Source organism: Corynebacterium sp. HMSC071F07, assembly GCF_001810285.1.
In the GTDB taxonomy this organism is placed as follows: Bacteria; Actinomycetota; Actinomycetes; order Mycobacteriales; family Mycobacteriaceae; genus Corynebacterium; species Corynebacterium simulans.
This window is the reverse complement of the sequence record NZ_KV800710.1, coordinates 1-16,015: the sequence shown is the minus strand read 5'-3', so window position 1 is coordinate 16,015 and position 16,015 is coordinate 1. Positions and strand designations below refer to the sequence as shown.

Annotated in this window: 15 protein-coding genes; 11 read left to right on the top strand and 4 right to left on the bottom strand. The window is 55.4% G+C overall.

The window, feature by feature from the left end; genetic code table 11:
* Both leuS and HMPREF2724_RS06585 read right to left on the bottom strand, forming a co-directional pair.
* The coding region (gene leuS / locus HMPREF2724_RS06590) for a leucine--tRNA ligase (protein ID WP_070587900.1) at positions 1–2,797 on the bottom strand (2,797 nt) is incomplete at its 3' end.
* Positions 2,798–2,918: 121 nt separating this feature from the next.
* Entirely contained in the window at positions 2,919–3,521 is a 603-nt protein-coding gene (locus HMPREF2724_RS06585) for a TetR/AcrR family transcriptional regulator (RefSeq protein WP_070587896.1), read from the bottom strand.
* A gap of 69 nt (positions 3,522–3,590) precedes the next feature.
* Between HMPREF2724_RS06585 and HMPREF2724_RS06580 the strand changes: the two genes are divergently transcribed.
* A complete protein-coding gene (locus HMPREF2724_RS06580; protein ID WP_062036630.1) occupies positions 3,591–4,319 on the top strand; it encodes a GAP family protein in 729 nt (242 codons plus the stop codon).
* 69 nt (positions 4,320–4,388) lie between these two features.
* Here the strand turns inward: HMPREF2724_RS06580 and HMPREF2724_RS06575 are convergent, their stop codons facing one another.
* Both HMPREF2724_RS06575 and HMPREF2724_RS06570 read right to left on the bottom strand, forming a co-directional pair.
* Positions 4,389–4,628: a FitA-like ribbon-helix-helix domain-containing protein gene (locus tag HMPREF2724_RS06575; RefSeq protein ID WP_070587892.1), complete on the bottom strand. Its 240-nt coding sequence runs from the start codon at positions 4,626–4,628 to the stop codon at positions 4,389–4,391.
* 5 nt (positions 4,629–4,633) lie between these two features.
* Positions 4,634–5,014 (bottom strand): zinc ribbon domain-containing protein YjdM, encoded by a 381-nt coding sequence (locus HMPREF2724_RS06570; RefSeq protein WP_070587887.1) that lies wholly within the window; start codon positions 5,012–5,014, stop codon positions 4,634–4,636.
* Positions 5,015–5,247: 233 nt separating this feature from the next.
* Between HMPREF2724_RS06570 and HMPREF2724_RS06565 the strand changes: the two genes are divergently transcribed.
* The 10 genes from HMPREF2724_RS06565 (at position 5,248) to cas2e (ending at position 15,975) form a co-directional block, all read left to right on the top strand.
* A complete protein-coding gene (locus HMPREF2724_RS06565; RefSeq protein WP_083306113.1) occupies positions 5,248–6,831 on the top strand; it encodes an alkaline phosphatase in 1,584 nt (527 codons plus the stop codon).
* A gap of 429 nt (positions 6,832–7,260) precedes the next feature.
* Positions 7,261–8,493: a type I-E CRISPR-associated protein Cse1/CasA gene (locus HMPREF2724_RS06560; protein WP_070587884.1), complete on the top strand. Its 1,233-nt coding sequence runs from the start codon at positions 7,261–7,263 to the stop codon at positions 8,491–8,493.
* The gene (locus tag HMPREF2724_RS06555; RefSeq protein ID WP_141748352.1) at positions 8,436–8,849 is read left to right on the top strand and encodes a hypothetical protein; all 414 of its coding nucleotides are present in this window, start codon (positions 8,436–8,438) and stop codon (positions 8,847–8,849) included. The genes HMPREF2724_RS06560 and HMPREF2724_RS06555 overlap by 58 nt, the downstream gene beginning before the upstream one ends.
* Positions 8,850–8,864: 15 nt before the next feature.
* Positions 8,865–9,476, top strand: a complete 612-nt coding sequence (locus HMPREF2724_RS06550) for a type I-E CRISPR-associated protein Cse2/CasB (protein ID WP_061925333.1) — start codon at positions 8,865–8,867, stop codon at positions 9,474–9,476.
* A gap of 27 nt (positions 9,477–9,503) precedes the next feature.
* The gene (gene cas7e, locus HMPREF2724_RS06545; RefSeq protein WP_061925336.1) at positions 9,504–10,568 is read left to right on the top strand and encodes a type I-E CRISPR-associated protein Cas7/Cse4/CasC; all 1,065 of its coding nucleotides are present in this window, start codon (positions 9,504–9,506) and stop codon (positions 10,566–10,568) included.
* Complete coding sequence (cas5e, locus tag HMPREF2724_RS06540) at positions 10,525–11,265, top strand: type I-E CRISPR-associated protein Cas5/CasD (protein ID WP_371440784.1); 741 nt, start codon at positions 10,525–10,527, stop codon at positions 11,263–11,265. The genes cas7e and cas5e overlap by 44 nt, the downstream gene beginning before the upstream one ends.
* A gap of 144 nt (positions 11,266–11,409) precedes the next feature.
* Complete coding sequence (gene cas6e / locus HMPREF2724_RS13505; RefSeq protein WP_083306112.1) at positions 11,410–12,093, top strand: type I-E CRISPR-associated protein Cas6/Cse3/CasE; 684 nt, start codon at positions 11,410–11,412, stop codon at positions 12,091–12,093.
* Between the two features lie 7 nt (positions 12,094–12,100).
* Positions 12,101–14,728: a CRISPR-associated helicase/endonuclease Cas3 gene (locus HMPREF2724_RS06535; protein WP_070587872.1), complete on the top strand. Its 2,628-nt coding sequence runs from the start codon at positions 12,101–12,103 to the stop codon at positions 14,726–14,728.
* Positions 14,728–15,660: a type I-E CRISPR-associated endonuclease Cas1e gene (cas1e, locus tag HMPREF2724_RS06530; RefSeq protein ID WP_070587868.1), complete on the top strand. Its 933-nt coding sequence runs from the start codon at positions 14,728–14,730 to the stop codon at positions 15,658–15,660. The genes HMPREF2724_RS06535 and cas1e overlap by 1 nt, the downstream gene beginning before the upstream one ends.
* A complete protein-coding gene (gene cas2e, locus HMPREF2724_RS06525) occupies positions 15,661–15,975 on the top strand; it encodes a type I-E CRISPR-associated endoribonuclease Cas2e (protein WP_049147286.1) in 315 nt (104 codons plus the stop codon).
* Positions 15,976–16,015 lie beyond the last annotated feature (40 nt).

Here is a 16,015-nt window from a genome sequence, read left to right as displayed (position 1 = left end):
TGCCCTCGGTCAGCTCGACGATGCGGGCGTCGGCAAGCGCGGCGGAAACCACGGTGTCCTCGTCGGCGTCGGCAGGCACGTTGACGCGCGCCTTGACCTTGCCGTTGATCTGGACTGGAATCTCAATCTCGTCATCTACCAGGTACTTCTCCTCGAAGGTGGGGAAGGAGGAGTAGGTGATGGTCTCGGTGTGGCCGAAGCGCTTCCACAGCTCCTCCGCGATGTGCGGAGCAATCGGGGAGACCAACTGCGCAATCGGCTCGACCGCAGCACGCGGAGCGCCTTCAGCAGAGTTGCCGTAGGTGCGCGTCAGGTAGTTGACGTACTCAATGAGCTTAGCCACCACAGTGTTCAGACGCAGGTTCTCGTAATCATCACGCACACCGGCGATGGCGCGGTGCAGGGCCTTGAGATCATCCTCGGTGAGCTCGGCGTCGCTAGTAGCAAGCTCGCCGGTCTGCTCATCGACGGCCAAACGCCACAGGCGCTGCAGGAAGCGCTGGGAACCGACGACGTCCTTGGTTGCCCACGGGCGGGAGGTATCCAGCGGACCCATGGACATCTCATAAACGCGCAGGGTATCAGCACCGTAGTCGCGGCAGATGTCATCCGGAGCCACGGCATTCTTCAGGGACTTGCCCATCTTGCCGTACTCCTGGTTGACCTCTTCACCGTTGTAGTAGAACTTGCCGTCCTTTTCCTCCACCTCGGCAGCCGGGACGTAAACGCCACGGGAATCGGTGTAGGCATAGGCCTGGATGTAGCCCTGGTTGAACAGGCGGCGGTACGGCTCCTTGGAGGAAACGTGGCCGAGGTCGAAGAGGACCTTGTGCCAGAAACGGGCGTAGAGCAGGTGCAACACCGCGTGCTCGACGCCGCCAACGTAGAGGTCAACGCCGCCTGGATCGCCAGCGCCGTGCTCCTCAGGACGAGGGCCGGTCCAGTAACGCTCGTTCTCCAAGCTGCAGAATTCTTCCGAATTCTGCGGATCGATGTAGCGCAGCTGGTACCAGGAAGAACCTGCCCACTGCGGCATGACGTTGGTGTCTCGATAATACGTCTGAGTGCCCTGGCCGAGGTCGAGTTCCACCTCAACCCATTCGCGGGCCTTGGCCAGCGGCGGCTGCGGGGAGGAATCGGAATCGTCTGGGTCGAAGGAGACCGGCTTGTAGTCTTCTACCTCCGGCAGTTCGACCGGCAGCATGGACTCTGGCAGCGGGTGAGCCTGGCCTTCAGCGTCATAGACGATGGGGAAGGGCTCGCCCCAGTAACGCTGGCGTGCAAACAGCCAGTCGCGTAGCTTGTACTGGATCTTTTCGCGGCCGATGCCCTGCTCCTCCAGCCACGGGATGATGGCCGCGATTGCTTCTTGTTTGGACTTGCCGTTCAGGTCGATGGATTCGTTAGCGGAGTTAACGGCCTTGCCGGACTCAGTAAACGCTTCCTTGCTGATGTCACCACCAGAGACAACCTCCGTAATTGGCAGGCCAAATTCGGTGGCGAACTCGTAGTCACGCGTATCGTGCGCCGGCACCGCCATGATGGCGCCGGTGCCGTAGGCGGTCAGAACATAGTCAGCAATAAAGATCGGAACCTGCTTGCCGTTGACCGGGTTAACAGCATAGGTGCCCAAGAAGACGCCGGTCTTTTCCTTGTTCTCTTGGCGCTCCAGGTCAGACTTTGCGGCGATGGACTCACGGTAGGCCTCCACGGCCTCCTTCGGATCATCGTGGCCAAAGGTCCAGCGGCTGTCGACGTCGTCGTCATACGGGACGGGGGAGAGCAGGGCGTCGACAAGCTCGTGCTCTGGAGCCAGCACCACGTACTCAGCGCCGAACAGGGTGTCAGGGCGAGTGGTGAAGACGGTGATCTTGTGGCCCTCAGCGGTGAAGTCCACCTCGGCGCCGCGGGAGCGACCAATCCAATTGCGCTGCATGGACTTGACCTTCTCCGGCCAATCCAGAAGCTCCAGATCGTCCAGCAGACGATCGGAGTAAGCGGTAATGCGCATCATCCACTGGGACAGGTTCTTACGGAAGACCGGGAAGTTGCCGCGTTCGGACTTACCCTCTGCCGTGACCTCCTCGTTTGCCAGCACGGTACCCAGGCCAGGGCACCAGTTGACGGTGGAGTTAGACAGGTAGACCAAACGGAACTCGTCCAGGGCTGCGACCTGTTCGGCTGCAGTCAGATCGGAGTAGTAACGGCCATCCTTGGTCTTGCGCTTTCCTACCTCGAGCTCCTTGACGAGCTCAGACATTGGGCGCGCCTTCTGCTGCTCCTCGTCGAACCAGGAGTTGTAAATCTGCAGGAAGATCCACTGAGTCCACTTGTAGAACTCCGGGTCAGTGGAAGCGACCGAGCGGCGCGGATCGTGGCCCAGGCCCAGCAGGCCCAGCTGGCGGCGCATGTTCTCGATGTTGGCCATCGTGGTGGTGCGCGGGTGGGTACCCGTCTGGATGGCGTACTGCTCGGCTGGCAAGCCGAAGGCGTCATAACCCAGGGTGTGCAGGACGTTCTTGCCCAGCATGCGGTTGTAGCGGGCATAGGTATCGGTGGCGATATAGCCCAGCGGGTGGCCCACATGCAGGCCCGCGCCGGATGGGTACGGGAACATGTCCTGGATGTTGAGCTTTTCCTTCGGAAGGGCGCCCGCGCCCTCCGTGGCTAACTCGCCGACGGGGTTCGGCGCGTTAAACGTGCCATTGTCTTTCCAGTACTGCTGCCAGGTCGACTCGATCTGGGCCGCAAGCTCCGGGGTATAGCGGTGCGCGGTGGAATCACTCGGGTTAGTCATGTTTAGACAGTGTAGTAGCCCAGCTGGTCATTGTGGCATTTAGCCTTGGGCTTTCCTTGTCCATCTGGTGGGATTTTCGCTGAGATGGGAATGCGCTTGGCGACGCCGCGTTAAGCCCCACCTAACCCCGCGTTCTGAAGTCAGCCTGAATGGCTGTTAATTCCGCGCGAATGATGTCGAGGGCCCACTGCGGATCGTCCTCCACGGGACGGTGCAGCAAGTGGAATGCAAGACCGTCGATCAGTGCATGCAACCGTTGCGCACTCACCTCAACTTCTTCCGACTCGCGAGAATGACCAGACACCAATTCGACCAAGCGCAGTGCCACTTCATGGAGTTTCTGGTGTGCTTCGTCCCGAATAGAGGCCAGCTCTGGAAGCGCTGGCACTTCGGTTGCGAGTGCGAGGTTGACCTCAAATTCAGCGCGCGAGTCCGCCTCTAACGGCAACAGCTGCCTCACAATCTCAAGCGCATACTGCTGCGGTTCATCACTGGGAGGAACGGAAAGCACCCGTTCTGTTGCGCGCTGCACCATTAGCTCAGCCGAGAACTTCATCAACTCGGCGCGGGTGGGAAACACATGCCGCAGTGAACCAACAACGATTCCCGCCTGCTCAGCCACGTTCCTTACAGAGACGGCCGAAATACCGCGCTCCAGAATGACCTGCCATACGGCCTCAGCGAGCTGCTTTTTTCTTTCTTCGATGTCGAGTCTTGGCGCCACAAAAGAAACTTTAGCACGACTGTGTTAAAGTCTCGTCTAACACAGTCGTGCTACTAAGAAAGGCCCGTGATGATCGCGACCATCGGCAGCCTCGTCGTCCTAGCCCTCATCGATTCGACCAGCTTCGGCACCCTCCTGATCCCTCTCGGCTTGTTAACGGCACCTGGACGCCTGCAGATCAGCAGGCTCCTGCTCTTTCTGAGTGTTGTGGCTGGCTCTTATTTCGCACTGGGCGTGGCATTGCTGTTTGGGGCTACGTCGCTACTTGGTTCTTATAGTCATCTGTTCGAGTCCACGAGCTTTCGGTATGTGCAGCTCATAGCAGGGATTGCATTGCTGGTAATAAGCCATTTCATGGACACCGAGAAAGCTCGAGCACGCGCTGCGGAGCGAGCAGCACGTGGGGATAACCGAATATTGAGGTGGCGTTCGCAGGTCATGAGCGGAAAATCCTCTTCAAGCACCACCGGCTCGCTCATCGGATTGGCTCTCGTCGCCGTATTCCTCGAAGCCGCAACCATGCTGCCCTACCTCGCGGGCATCGGCATCATCACCGTCGAGGGTCCCGGATTCCCCAGCAATGTGCTGCTCTTGCTGGGCTATTGCTTCGTAATGATCCTTCCGGCCCTCTTACTCACTTGCATCCGAATAATGGCCCGCTCCGCAATCGAAAAACCGTTGATTCGCCTAAACAACTGGCTCATGAAGAACGCACAGAGCACTACTGCTTGGATCATTGGCATCGTGGGATTCATCCTCGCTGCCCAAGCCGCCTCGATTTTGTGGTTCGCCACTTAGACCCGTTGAAGCTGCGGTGATCTGTTTGCAAGGATCGGGTCCATCACAGGAACTAACTCGCACACCACGCTAACGGAGGCAATCTTTAAAAAGCGCCGCCCGCGCTTCATCTTCACGTGGTGGAGTTTCCAATTCAACCGCGGCAGCTCTGCTTGCTTCATAAAGAGCAATCCCAATGTTCCTCGGTTGCACAACGTCAATAAGGATGGCGCGCACCTCCGCTTCCATTGAGCGGCCATTCTCCCGCGCACGAGCCACGAGCGCTTCTCTTATCGCGTCGTCAAGGTTTCTTACTACCAATGAGGCCATCGCATCTAAACCTTCTTGACCACCGCCGGCTTCAACGTCATGGCGCCAAAGCCATCGATCTTGCAGTCGATGTTGTGGTCTTCCTGGCCCGTTCCAGCATCAAAGTTCAGTCGGATGCCGCGGACCTTGGTGCCAGACTTCAGCGGCTGCTGCGCACCCTTGACCTTGAGGGTCTTGGTGACGGTGACTGCGTCGCCGTCGACAAGCGCGTTGCCCACAGAATCAACGATTACCTGGGGCTCAGCGGAGTCGGTGTCCGCACCAGCGGCGGTGGCTTCGAACTCGTGCGCGCACTCCGGGCAGACGATGAGCGGCGGCATCTCGTAGGTGTATTCGGAGGAACATTCAGGGCATGGCGGCAACGTCGCAACTGCATTTTCAGTCATGAGAGGGATTCTAATCTGTGCTCGTGCCTACGGCTGAACGCCGTAGTGGGTAATTGACGTTCAAAAGAGTTCCCCTCAAAGTTCGATTCTTATTAACCCGTGCGTGGTCCCGCTGTTACTCCGCCTGCCTAGATTTATGCGCGGTTGATTCCACTCTCACTTTTGGAACTTGCCTCTTTCTATTCCTATCTCTCTTTAAAGTCCCTAAGACCTTAAACATAGAAAGCTCTCTCATGCGCAACTTCTCTCGCGCCCTGCGCGTTAGCGTGGCCGCAGTAGCCACTACCGCCCTGACCACTGGCCTTGTCGCCCCGGCACACGCCGCTGCTTCTGGCCCGAAAAATGTCATCTACATGATTGGTGACGGTATGGGCTACGGCCACATCGCCTCCAACAATCTCTACGAGTCCGGCCAGTCTAAGTACCTGGTTGAAGGCGCATTCGGTGCTGACACCGCCAAGGAGCTCGAGGGCGAGTCTGTCCAGGCATTCGAGGACTTTAACCGTCTGTCCATGACCACCTTCCCGCACGGCGGCTCCTACGACCCAGCCAAGGCATGGTCTGACCACGAGTACATCAAGCAAGGCCCTACCGACTCTGCTGCGGCCGGCACCGCAATGGCCACCGGCTCCAAGGTTGATAATGGCACCCTGGGCGTCTCTTCCTACGGCCACGAGATGGAAAACCTCTCCGAGCGCGCCATCCGCGAGGACAAGTCCGCTGGTGTTGTCACCTCCGTACCGTTTGACCACGCCACCCCAGCCGCGTTCGCGGCGCACAACAAGAACCGCAACAACTACCTGGAGATCGGCGATTCCATGATCAACTCCGATCTCTCCGTCATCATGGGCGCGGGCCACCCTGAGTACAACGACGACGCTCAGAAGGTTGCTGCCGGTTCCGAGGACTACTCCTACATCTCCAAGGAGAACCTCGCTGCGCTTCGCGACGGCTCGAAGGGCTGGGAGTTCACCGATAACACCGCCGGCTTTGAGTCCCTGGCTGCTGGCAACGTAGAAGAGGGTAAGAAGTACTTCGGCCTGGCACCAGTTGCTACCACCCTGCAGCAGAACCGCTCCGGCGATGCCAAGGCGAAGGAGCCAGGCACCGACCCGAAGAACGACATCGTCGACCTGCCGACCATGACCAACGGCGCACTCAACGCCCTGGGCCAGGACGAGGACGGCTTCTCCCTCATGATTGAAGGCGGCGCCATCGACTGGTCCGGCCACGCAAACCAGACCGGCCGCGACATCGAAGAGGTCCAGGACTTCAACGCGGCTGTCGACGCCGCCATCGACTGGGTTGAGAAGAACTCCTCTTGGGAGGAAACCCTGCTGATTGTCACCGCTGACCACGAGACTGGTTACCTCTCCGGCGCGGATGAGACCGACGCTTGGAAGCCACAGACCGGCACCAAGGGCACCGCTCCGACCCACGAGTGGTACTCCACCAACCACACCAACCAGGTAGTACCGTTCTTCTTCAAGGGCGCCGGCTCCGAAGATATCCAGGCTAAGGTTTCTGGCACCGACCCAGTCCGCGGCGAGTACATCGACAACACCACCGTGGCCAAGCTGGCCCTGGACGAGTGGTGGTTCAACACCGCTGAAGACGACACCGACAACCCCGGCGATACCGACAACAAGCCATCTAACGGCGGTTCCTCCAACGGCTCCTCTTCTGCAGGCGCTGGCCTGGCTGGCGCCGGCGTGATGGCCCTCATCTTCGGCATCATCACCGCTGCAGCTCAGGCCCTTGGCCTGGTCAAGTTCGACTTCAAGGCTCTGCAAGACCTCATCAAGCAGTTCGCCTAATGCGCTAGCCGACGCCCCGCCACTAGGCCACGGGCAAGCACCAGCCCTCGTCTCCCCACAGACGGAAACACCGTCATTTTCTAGGGGATGACGAGGGCTTTCGCCGTTTTCACCGCTAAAAGGACGCAGTCAGAAGGCAGGACGGACAGCCAATTCTAGTGTCGGCGCTCACCTCAACGATCGAACAATCATCCGAATATCAGCTAGACGTGTCCAGGCCAAAGACTATCGTCACCAGTATGACTCCTATTCCAGCACATTCACTAAAGACACTCCGTCTAGCGCACCGCGCTCGCCGCTTTCACCAACTCGATAGAAACGTCAACTATTTAATTTAGTTGGAAAAATATTTCTGTGAAATTTTCCTATACCCAAATAATCTGCGCACTAAAGTGAATAATAGGCTCGCACTGAAGAAAGAAGGTCTCGATGACATCAGAGAGTCCAAACATCAATTGCCTGACAGATGTCGAATTTCTGCCGACATCACATGGTCGGCTAAGCGTACGTGATGCACTCCTTAGGGCCCACACACACGATTTCGATATCACTTCTTCGCAACCCGGTTTTCATTTCAGCTCTCAGGTTCGACTTTTGGCAGGCATTACTGCAGTAGTACTACGGCATGAAGTCAAAACCCCTGCCGAATTACTCAATCTCGGCCTATCTGAAGCGGCCGTTGATAAGGCCCTCGAAGAGCTCAGCGCTGGTGCTTACTTGCACGACGCGCAATTCCCATTCATGCAACGACCGGCAGTTAACACGTCCAACCCCAAGGACAAAGCAACTTATGTTGGCCCCGGGACTCATCCAGTCAAGAAACTGTCACCGGCTATGCCACCCAATGAGTCGGAAGACTTTACCAACCTTCTCACCGCTAGCCAGGAACGGTTATCGCTAGAAGATGCAGTGATGTGGCTCGTGACTTATCATCACCTATCCGTAGCAGGCAACAATGCGTACTGCGGTGACAAATGCGTTTCTGGTTCTCCGGCGATGCGTTTTGTTGGTACTGAGAATTCGGCAACAGAAGTGCTGTGGCATGGGCAATCATTACTAGAAACCTTGCTCATGGCAATTCCACAGTCATGGGTCAAGGGCACAGGCCTTCCCGCATGGGCTGACCGCACCTGCGCGTACTCGCGCCACGACGGGATAGTTCACCCGCTATGGGCGGCCACGTGGACTTCTAATTCCCCTGCTACCGCCTGGGAAGCATCGGAGCTTGTTGGTGTCCGCACCGGCGGTGTACCGCCTGAATGGTTCCTTACCGAGATGGGCAGCAAAGATCAGCAAAAAGATTGGTGGACGCTGCGCAATCAAAAAGACCCGTTCTACCTGTACATCAATAATGGCAAAGAGCTAAAACTTCAGCGTCTAGATCTGGGTAAAGATGCTACTGCGTTGGCCATCAACTGGGCTGCACAAAATAAAACCGCGGAGTTTGAAAAGGCCAGCTCATCCCACGTACTGCCTCCAACAGCTGAAGCACGCCTAGTGTTCATCCGGCACCGCATGGAGGGTACCGCTTCTAGCCCAATATTCGAGCTTCCGAAGTATTCTTCCCTCGTGATGAGGAGTGGGCCCACGATACCAATCCTGGTGTGCAAGCTGATATCAGGCTTGGTGCAAACTGCATCGACAATCTTCATAGCACCGTAATCCGCCCATTCCGCCGAGAAAACGCTAACGAGCGTGCAGGCGGCAAAGTACCGCTAGTTTTGGATTTTTTGGAATCCAGCCGCGGAGATGTAAGCGAAGCCTTTTGGCGCAATATGTCCCACAATTTCTCTTTGCTGCTCAAAGAGTGCCGTTCAGCCAAGAGCGAGTTCATCGCTTCCCCGGAGCTACGTACCGGGCTACACACCGCTTCCATGGCCGCTTTTGATTCAGTCACACAACCATATTTTGGTCAAGAGCCCGCACGGATTGCCCACGTTCGAGCCGGGGTCGAGTACTGGGTAAAACGGCACATCAAGGATTTTGTTGCCGAAGACCCCGACGACCCCACCACCTAATTTCTAAGGAAAAGGATGAATCACACACAATCTACGCCAGAATGGCAGCCACTTTTGACCTGGCTGACTCAATCTGTGCGTAATTACCACGACAAACCCACTTCCCATTCCGGCAGTGAATGGCGCCGCACCCGTGCTTTCCTTCGCCGCGGTAATTCGCAGTCTACGGAGCACTACGCCTATCCATTCATTTTTCCTCTTTTGCCTGCCGATGCCAGCCCCACCACCCGCACAGTAGCGCTTCGCCTCGCAGCTCTGGTTGCGGAATTCGATGCGGTACCGCACATTGATTCCCAAGAAACGGGTTTCCGATCACTCGGACAATGGTGCAACCTCATCTCTCGCAAATTGGCTCCAGAACAAGAAACGCTAGATCCTCGCCATCCGGATGCTGTAGCCAGCAGGCTCGTCTCATTACATACGCAAAACGTGGATGAAGCTATCACTACTATTCGTCGTATCGCCGCACTAGCAGGGAACACGAAGGACACACCTCCGCTACCTGTGTATGACCTTTTCCGGATTTTCTTCCGATGGGGCAATGGCTTCACAGAAAGCTCTCAACGCGTTCGCCGCAGCGTGCTCCAGAACTACTACTCCGGTTTTTCCACCTCCGCTTCTTCCTAAACCACAACCTTCGAAAGGATTTTTCCCATGTCGCGTCACCTCACTATCAATATCCTGTCCAGCATTCCATTCTCCAACCTCAATCGCGATGACACCGGCGTTCCAAAGCGCACGATGCATGGTGGAGTTCTCCGTGCCCTGCACTCCTCGCAGTCCATCAAGCGCGGCGTCCGCCTGCGCTACGAAGATGCTTCCGGCAACATTTCCATCCGATCTGGCAAGTTGGCAGATGAGATTGTCACAAAAGCTGTAGAGCTAAACCCAGAACTGGATCAGAAAGCTGCACTAAAGGAAGCCAAGAAGATTATTGGCACGTTGACCAAAGCAACGGCTTCTGAGGGAGAATCTGACCGTTCGACATGGTTGTCTGGTGAAGAACTCCTCACAGCAGCAACAAAGATCGCTGGTAACCAAGAGTCTGAGGACTCAGGCTTCATTAACGGCACTAAGACGGGATCCCTGGCAATCGCCGCATTTGGCCGTATGTTCGCCAACGCCCCAACCAGCAACACCGAAGCCGCAATCAGTGTTTCTCCGGCAATTACTACCCATGCCGCTACCATCGACACCGATTATTTCTCCACGGTCGATGACATCCGTGAGCGTAACAATGACTCCGGAGCGACGTTCCTAGGAGTTAGCCAATACACCAGCGGCATCTTCTATCGGACCGTAACGATTGACAAAGTGCAGCTAAAAGAAAGCTGGACCGGGTTTGACTCTGAAGACGCTGCGCAAAACCTCAGCGAACTACTCCGTGCTATCGTCTACGGCCAGCCACGAGGTAAAGAAAACAGTACCGCACCTTACACGCTCCCAGCTGTTGTCTTCGCAGAAGAACAGCGTGCCCGCGTCGCATATGACTTTGAACAGCCAGTTACTCCACAGGGCGATGGTGGTTTTCTCGTTCCTTCAATTGAAGCTTTGGCAGAACAGTACCAACAAGCTCGTTTCTTTGACCCTGCCAACTTTGGCCCTGTTGAAGTACTGTCCGGCACGCACAAGGATCTTGACGGCAAACTAGGACACCTCTCGCCCGTCTCTCTCGATGACTTCATTATCCAGGTTGTGGAGTGGATTCTCGATGCCTAGTTCCACCTATATCCGTCTTGCGGGACCCCTCCAGTCGTGGGCGGGTCTGGCTGTATCGGGAAATTTTGTCCGTACTGAGCCTCGCCCTACGCTCAGCGCGCTCCGTGGGCTACTGGCTGCGAGTCTAGGTGCGAAAAGAGGGCAGTGGCCAACGTGGATCGATGACGTGCATTTCACCTTGCGGGAGGATAAGACTCCAAAATATGTTGATGATTTTCACACCATCGGTGACAGGGAAGATGAATTTACTTTCCGACGGCGCCTTGCAATCATGCAGCAAATGAAGGCTACCTCTGTGAAGCAGCTTAAGTTCACCCCTGCCGTGGGTGCGACTTCTATCAGCCGACGCACGTACCTAGCCGAATCTGAATTCATTGTACGTGCCACTCTGGAAGGCCACACGGAGGAGATAGATCAGGCTTTTGCCAGCCCTGTCTTCTCTGTTTATCTAGGTCGAAAAGCTTTTCCAGCAACGTTCCCGTTCTATCTGGGAACTGGGCCAGCAGAGATGCTGTCGCTCATCCCCGCCCTTGCTCCTAACGCGTCGAGTAAAGCGACTGTGCGAATCTTTGAACCATCGCTCGGTTCCGGAGTGTCCCCAGAGAGCATGAGTGTTCCCGCTGTTGCGACCCGAACGGACTGGCTCAAAGGCATCAAGGAGCTCAGCCTGCACCGCCACTCCACCATTCAACGGTAGCCAAAAGCGGTAGGCCTTGTTGACCTACCGCTTCGCTTGCCTCCACGTATCGCGGAGAAGGTGGTTCCAATTCAATGAAATATGAACTACCTCCGCATCAGCGGAGAGCCACTCTGAACAAATCTAACGTATTCCCGACGAAAGATGAAGAATATGATCACCACTCGGTATCTAACCAAAGCACCTGCACACGCTCTCTTAAGTGTGGCTGCGAACAATGCTCGCCGTGTGAGTCCCGCAAGTCTTAATAGCCCAACATTTCGTCATCGCGCAGTCATGGGTCTTTTCCCTGCATTCGACGACGCCAATCCACGTTCCGCTGCAGAAATTCTTTTCCGTTTAGAGACCCCGGCAGGACAGGCTCCGTATTTTCTTATCCAGTCTGCTACAGAGCCCACTGTCTCGAACTGTCCAGACATTGTGACTAAGCAAGTTGAGCTTCAGGCTCCGCCTACTGGAACTTCAGTAAGTTTTCGCATTAGTCTCAACGCTATTCGTCGCGAGACATTCACTAATGCTTCCGGTAAGCGTTCGTACAAAGTTAAGCCCATCCCGTTGGATCATGAGGATACGGAACGAACCACATTTGGCCCCTGGCTGGCACAGAAGTTATCTCCCGCCTTAGATGCTGTGGAGGTTACCAACCACCGGCGCGCTGTACTCAAAGATCCTAAGACTGAAAAGGGGCGTATGACGCTACAAATAGATGCTGTAGATGGCATCGCCGTAGTACGCGACACCACAGCACTCGTATCCATTTTGACTACTGGCCTCGGCCGAGAAAAGGCTTACGGCTGTGGTCTACTATCTATCCGCGCTCTAGGTTAGGAACCCCATGCCTGCCACCCATTCAACGTTTTCTTCCGTGTGGGCCAAACAACATAGCCTCGAAGAAAGCTACCCTTTGCTTGCCCATATGTGTGATGCCGCTTCTATGGCAGGACAACTCTTCGATCACTGGTTGAGGCCAGGCTTGCAGGGCTACCTTCGCGAAGAGCTGGGGCCACAGGCACGTGAGATCGTAATGTGGCTGGTTGGCACGCACGACATCGGCAAAGCGAACCCCTTCTTTCAAGGCCAACTACTTACTCATGCGAGGCAGCGTCCTGAAGAACGCGAAATCTGGGCTTCTGTAAGAAACCGGATTGTGGAAAACGAAGAGTTGGGTTTTAAGCTCCCACCACGTGCTTTGCGAGGACTTCACGATGTCGCCGCATTTAGACGCCATGAGCAGGCTTCAGCTTCCTACCTCCTTGGCAACCTCACGGTGGATGCTTCAGCATCTCAAGCCTGGCGCTGTATCCCAGCTATGGGCCATCATGGAAGGTTTGATACTCCAGACTTTGGCGGCGATCGCACAGGTACAAAAGAAGCGCTGTGGAACACGGCTCTAGCCGACAACGGGTGGAATACTGCCCAAAAAGTTTTAGACCACGCGCTTCGCGAAGCCTGCGGAGTAGCAGTGTTCCCCGATGAAGTTCCAACGTCGGCCATGATTCTGATTAGCGGACTAACCGTTGTTGCCGACCGCCTAGTATCAGCCCACGAATGGGTCAAACAGTCTCAAGCACGGTGCCAAACAACCGAATTAGACTTGACACAGCCGAAGGAGTGGATACTCACACAAGCTGAACCTGCTCTAGCTCGTATTCGAGAACAACTTGGTCTCTATTCCGATTGGCCCAGCGCTGAAGACGCGCTAGAAGCAATTCTTCAAGGCTACGAACCACGCCCTGCACAGCGAGAAGCCATGACCGATCCTGATGGTCTATTCACGATCATGTCAGCTACAGGTTCCGGTAAGACTGAAGCCGCTATCCTGCGCCATGCGCAACGTAAAGAACGCATGTTGTTCCTACTACCCACGATGGCGACCTCGAATGCATTGATGAAGCGTGTACAAAGAATCTTTAGTTCGACTCAAAACACTGCGGCGCTCGCACATGGAATGGCCACCATTGAGGATTTCTACTCCCGCCCCGTCACCACCTTCCGCGACAGTAATCCACTGGAAGACGTCGGCGGACTCGTACCAGCTGAGTTCGTGCGTTCAGGAATGGAACGCATGCTGGCCTCTATCACGGTAGGCACCGTGGACCAAGCGCTTAAAGCAGCACTTCCGATGAAATGGACCCATGTCATTCTGTTGGCGCTAGCAAACGCGCATGTAATTATCGATGAGGTCCATACGCTAGATCCTTATCAAGCACAATTGCTCAAACCATTGATGCAATGGCTAGGTACCGTGCGAGCACGCGTTACCCTTCTCAGCGCCACGTTGTCGCAAGAACAGTGCAATTCACTCGCATGTGCCTACACCGGGTACCCGCTGGAAACAAACATTGATTTTCCCTCGATCCTCAGCCACAGCTCCAGTTCCTATGCAGCCACTCCGTTGGATTCAACGCCATACACGCTCACTTACGACATCACCATCGCAAACCTGTCTCAGATAGACGCACATATCAACTGGGTTCGACGCATGCGTGCGGAGTATCCGATTGCTCGCATCGGGGTCATATGCAACCGAGTTGACTGGGCACAAGAGATATCCCGCAGACTTGATGAGGAAGGCGAAGACGTCCTGCTTCTACACGCTGCGATGACTGCGGGACATCGCCAAGCTGCTGCCGATACGCTACTTCGCACGATTGGTCCACATGGAAACGGTGAAGGGATATGTATTGTAGGTACACAAGCCATTGAAGCATCATTGGATATTGACCTTGATCTACTCAGCACCGACCTATGCCCGTCAGCTTCCCTCATCCAACGGGCCGGTCGTGTCTGGCGTCGAAGAGACCCACAACGCAAGCACCGACTTCCTGGGCGTGACCACATGCATCTGCATATTGTTGCCCACCAGAATTACGAGCACCGTGAGAATCTGCCCTACATGGAGGCTCTACTGAGCCGTACGCAACGCTGGCTGAATTCTCATAACGGAAGAATTGAATTCCCAGTCGAGTGTCAAGACTTTGTCAACACAACGTCAATTACTCTCACAAATATCAACGATGACCAAGACATTGAGGCCTTTGCCCAGGATTCCAGGAAGCACATGGCAGCGTCGAATATTCAAAGCAACCTGGAAGCCGTTCTAAAAGAAAACGTTCGCCTAAGCGAGCTAACCAAGCTCACAGAAGCAACTACCGCACTAGAGGATCTCCGTACACGTTACGTAGAAAGCGAAACTGTACGTGCTCTCGTTCTCGATGACACTGGCACAATCCCGGGTGCCATAACCAGTATCGAACTAGAACTCACAAAGCCCACTCAGGAGGATCTGAAACGTATTCTCCGCTCAAGTATCAACCTACGTCAAGGCTCTTTTCCTTCCGAAGATCCGCGTTTTCTCTCGAACCCGTGGGAGACTTCCCTACTGCAGTATTTCAGAATCGTTGATCTCTCCGACAACTACGATCCAGCCCTTGGGCTCATCTACGGAAAGGCACACTCCTAATGGCTTACTCCGAAGACGCCATTACGTTTTCCACCATTCCAGCAGACCACCAAGTCCGCTTGGAAGACCGTGTCAGCTTTGCTTATGTGGAGCGTGCAGCTATCCGCCAGGACCGTACTGGTGTAGTGGCCTATTCGGTTGTTGACAATTCAGAATTAGAGCAACGCATCCAACTCCCTGTAGGCGGACTTGCAGTTCTTATGCTCGGACCTGGAACCTCCATTTCTGCAGCCGCTGCTACCTCATGTACTCGTTCAGGAACGACCATCATGTTCACTGGCGGTGGTGGAGTGCCGGCTTATACTCACGCAACCCCACTAACTTCCTCGGCGCGTTGGGCAATTGCCCAGGCAGCTCTCGTCTCTAATGAAGCCCACCAGCGAAAGGCTGCAATCAAGCTCTACCAGCGGCAACTAGGCATCGAAGAAATTGCTGATGCTCCGAGCATTTCCATCATGCGCGGACTTGAAGGCCGCGTAATGAAACAGACTTATCAAACCCAGGCGAAGAAACACAGGATCAAGAATTTTCGGCGCAATACTGCTAACGATGACCCAGTTAATCAGGGACTCAACCTAGCGAACTCCATGCTCTATGGATGCGCCGCTTCTGCGTGCGCGGCAATAGGTGTCAATCCTGCCTTGGGCATCATTCATCGAGGTAATGCTCGTTCATTGCTCTTTGATCTGGCTGATCTGTACAAGCCCACAATCTCAATCCCACTGGCTTTCGCCTGTGCCAATGAGGAAGATCCATTGCCAGAGCTAAGGAAGCAACTACGCCGAGAGATCCATCGGAAGAACTTACTCGTCGACATGCTGGAAGTTCTCACAGAGGTACTCACGCCCCACTTACCTTCACGTGATGACGATCGACTCGTCTCTGGGCGCGGCGATGAAGTCGCCGGACATACACAATATGGACGGCGCTGAATGTTTCTTGTAATCACAACCACCAGCCTCCCGGACCACATGCATGGCTACCTTTCGCGTTTCCTTTCGGAAGTAGATACCGGTGTTTATGTAGGAAACGTTTCCCGTCGCGTCCGCGATAACCTGTGGCGACGGCTTTCCAATGCCATCGCCGACGGCAGCCTAACCATGATCAACGAGGACCGGACCCGCGAACAGGGCTTTGCAGTCAACACTATGGGACCGCGACGCCGTACAATCATTGACATGGACGGCCTTTTACTTGCGTGCACGTTTTCGCGAGAACATACGCAAAACCGCACCGAGACAAACTAAAGTTGCTGTTCAGGAAGTCTCTTCTCCGCGCACGCGGAGG

Coding starts and splice junctions, on each gene's coding strand:
- cas5e (WP_371440784.1), top strand. CDS start 10,525: ATGACTTCATTATCCAGGTTGTGGAGTGGATTCTCGATGCCTAGTTCC.
- HMPREF2724_RS06565 (WP_083306113.1), top strand. CDS start 5,248: ATGCGCAACTTCTCTCGCGCCCTGCGCGTTAGCGTGGCCGCAGTAGCC.
- HMPREF2724_RS06550 (WP_061925333.1), top strand. CDS start 8,865: ATGAATCACACACAATCTACGCCAGAATGGCAGCCACTTTTGACCTGG.
- HMPREF2724_RS06535 (WP_070587872.1), top strand. CDS start 12,101: ATGCCTGCCACCCATTCAACGTTTTCTTCCGTGTGGGCCAAACAACAT.
- HMPREF2724_RS06575 (WP_070587892.1), bottom strand. CDS start 4,628: ATGGCCTCATTGGTAGTAAGAAACCTTGACGACGCGATAAGAGAAGCG.
- cas1e (WP_070587868.1), top strand. CDS start 14,728: ATGGCTTACTCCGAAGACGCCATTACGTTTTCCACCATTCCAGCAGAC.
- HMPREF2724_RS06570 (WP_070587887.1), bottom strand. CDS start 5,014: ATGACTGAAAATGCAGTTGCGACGTTGCCGCCATGCCCTGAATGTTCC.
- HMPREF2724_RS06580 (WP_062036630.1), top strand. CDS start 3,591: ATGATCGCGACCATCGGCAGCCTCGTCGTCCTAGCCCTCATCGATTCG.
- HMPREF2724_RS06560 (WP_070587884.1), top strand. CDS start 7,261: ATGACATCAGAGAGTCCAAACATCAATTGCCTGACAGATGTCGAATTT.
- cas7e (WP_061925336.1), top strand. CDS start 9,504: ATGTCGCGTCACCTCACTATCAATATCCTGTCCAGCATTCCATTCTCC.
- cas6e (WP_083306112.1), top strand. CDS start 11,410: ATGAAGAATATGATCACCACTCGGTATCTAACCAAAGCACCTGCACAC.
- cas2e (WP_049147286.1), top strand. CDS start 15,661: ATGTTTCTTGTAATCACAACCACCAGCCTCCCGGACCACATGCATGGC.